Genomic DNA, 2,148 nt, shown 5'->3' on the forward strand with positions numbered 1-2,148 from the left:
GGGATGCTGGCCCTGCAGCCGCGCCAGCGCGAGCGGCTGCGGCGGGCCGCGACCCTGTTCCTGGCGCAGCAGCCGCTCTACGCCCGGGACCACGACCTGCGCTTCGATCTGGTGGTGGTGCGGCCCTGGCGCTGGCCTGTCCATATTGCCGATGCGTGGCAGGTCGATCGGTAGTGGAATCCCGGCGAGTATCGGGCTAAGTCAGGATCATGGACCCGACGATCCAGTCGATACTCGACCGCGCCGGCGCTCAGCCGGACGACGCCATCGATCTCGCCGAGGCGGCGCTGGCGCTGGCGGCGCTCGACCGGCCGCGCGGCGTCGGGTTCGACTGGTATCGCCGCCACCTCGACCAGCTGACCGGCGACGTCACCCGCGAGGCCGAGCGGGTGACCCCGGCCGAGGCGCTGACTGCGGTGCTGGCGCGGCGCTGGGGCTATGCCGGCGACGTCGACAGCTATGACGACCTGCAGAACGCCAACCTGATGCGGGTGATCGACCGGCGAAAGGGCCTGCCGGTGACGCTCGGCATCCTCTATCTGCACGTCGCCCGGGCCCAGGGCTGGACCATGGTCGGGCTGAACTTCCCGAGCCATTTCCTGGTCCGGCTTGACGCCGGCGGCGCCCGCACCATCCTCGACCCGTTCCATGCCGGGATGAATCGCGGCCCGGGCGAGCTGCGCGACCTGCTGAAGGCCGTGCTCGACGCCGGGGCCGAGCTGATGCCCGAACATTACGAGCCGGTGTCCGACCGCGACATCCTGCTGCGGCTGCAGAACAACCTGAAGGTCCGCCACATCCGCGCCGGCGATTTCGGCAAGGCGCTGGCGGTGATCGAGGCGATGCGCCGCTTCGCCCCCCTGCACGCGCCGCTGCTGCGCGAGGCCGGCATCCTCTACGCCAGGCTCGGCAACATGCGCGCGGCGATCGACGCGCTCGACCGCTACGTCTCCGCCCCGGGTGAGCCGGAGACCCAGCGCCACGAGGCGGCGATCCTGCTCCAGTCCTTCCGCACCAGCCTCAACTGAGGGCTATCATGAGCCTTGCCGTCGCCATCCAGATGGATCCGATCGAGACGATCGACATCGGCGGGGATTCGACCTTTGCCATGGCGCTGGAGGCCCAGGCGCGCGGCCATCGCCTGTGGCACTACCTGCCGCGGGCCCTGACCCTGCGCGACGGCACGCTGACCGCCAAAGCCCGGCCCCTGACCGTGCAGGCGGTGCGCGGCAACCATTTCAGCTTCGGCGAGTGGGAGACGGTCGATCTCGGCGCCGTCGACGTCATCCTGATGCGCCAGGACCCGCCCTTCGACATGGGCTACATCACCGCGACGCATCTGCTGGAGCATGTATCCAGTCGCGTCCTGGTGGTGAACGACCCGAAGGAAGTGCGCAACGCGCCGGAGAAGCTGCTGGTCACGCACTACCCGGAGCTGATGCCGCCGACGCTGATCACCTCCGACCGTGACGAGATCCGCGCCTTCCGGCGCGAGCATGGCGACATCATCGTCAAGCCGCTCTACGGCAATGGCGGCGCCGGCGTGTTCCGCATCCGGCCGGATGACGAGAACCTGGTGTCGCTGCTCGAGGTCTATGAGCGGATGTACCGCGAGCCGATCATGATCCAGCGCTACCTGCCGGAGATCCGGAAGGGCGACAAGCGCATTATCCTGGTCGAGGGCGAGCCGGTGGGCGCCGTCAGCCGCATGCCGGCGGAGGGCGAGTCCCGCGCCAACCTGCATGTCGGCGGCCGGGCGCAGAAGACCACGCTGACCGAGCGCGAGCGCGAGATCTGCGCCCTCATCGGCCCGGACCTGCGGGCCACCGGCCAGATCTTCGTCGGCATCGATGTGATCGGCGATTACCTGACCGAGATCAACGTCACCTCGCCGACCGGCATCCACGAGATCAACCGCCTGGACGGGGTGAAGATCGAGGCCACGCTGTGGGACGCGATCGAGGCCCGGCGGGCGGGGATGGCGGGGTAGGGGGCGGCATCCTTTACGGATCTACTGGATAGCCCGAGGCCGACACGAACCGGCGCGTGTTTTCCACACTTCCCTCTCCCCTCGCGGGACCAGGGGATCTACACATCTCCGGCATGCTCCGATTGCCTCTCCCGCTTGCGGGAGAGGTCGGACATCCG

Annotated in this window: 2 protein-coding genes; both read left to right on the forward strand. The window is 69.0% G+C overall.

Going from position 1 to position 2,148, the window contains the following annotated elements:
* The first annotated feature begins 209 nt into the window (after positions 1 to 209).
* A complete protein-coding gene (locus P409_RS32470) occupies positions 210 to 1,028 on the forward strand; it encodes a SirB1 family protein (RefSeq protein ID WP_034848357.1) in 819 nt (272 codons plus the stop codon).
* A gap of 8 nt (positions 1,029 to 1,036) precedes the next feature.
* Positions 1,037 to 1,990: a glutathione synthase gene (gene gshB / locus P409_RS32475; protein ID WP_034848359.1), complete on the forward strand. Its 954-nt coding sequence runs from the start codon at positions 1,037 to 1,039 to the stop codon at positions 1,988 to 1,990.
* Positions 1,991 to 2,148 lie beyond the last annotated feature (158 nt).

Origin of the sequence: Inquilinus limosus MP06, assembly GCF_000767795.1 — a bacterium.
Taxonomy (GTDB): Bacteria; Pseudomonadota; Alphaproteobacteria; order DSM-16000; family Inquilinaceae; genus Inquilinus; species Inquilinus limosus_E.

Bases quoted from the DNA above. Each gene is read 5' to 3' on its own strand.
- P409_RS32470 (WP_034848357.1), top strand. From the start codon at position 210: ATGGACCCGACGATCCAGTCGATACTCGACCGCGCCGGCGCTCAGCCG.
- gshB (WP_034848359.1), top strand. From the start codon at position 1,037: ATGAGCCTTGCCGTCGCCATCCAGATGGATCCGATCGAGACGATCGAC.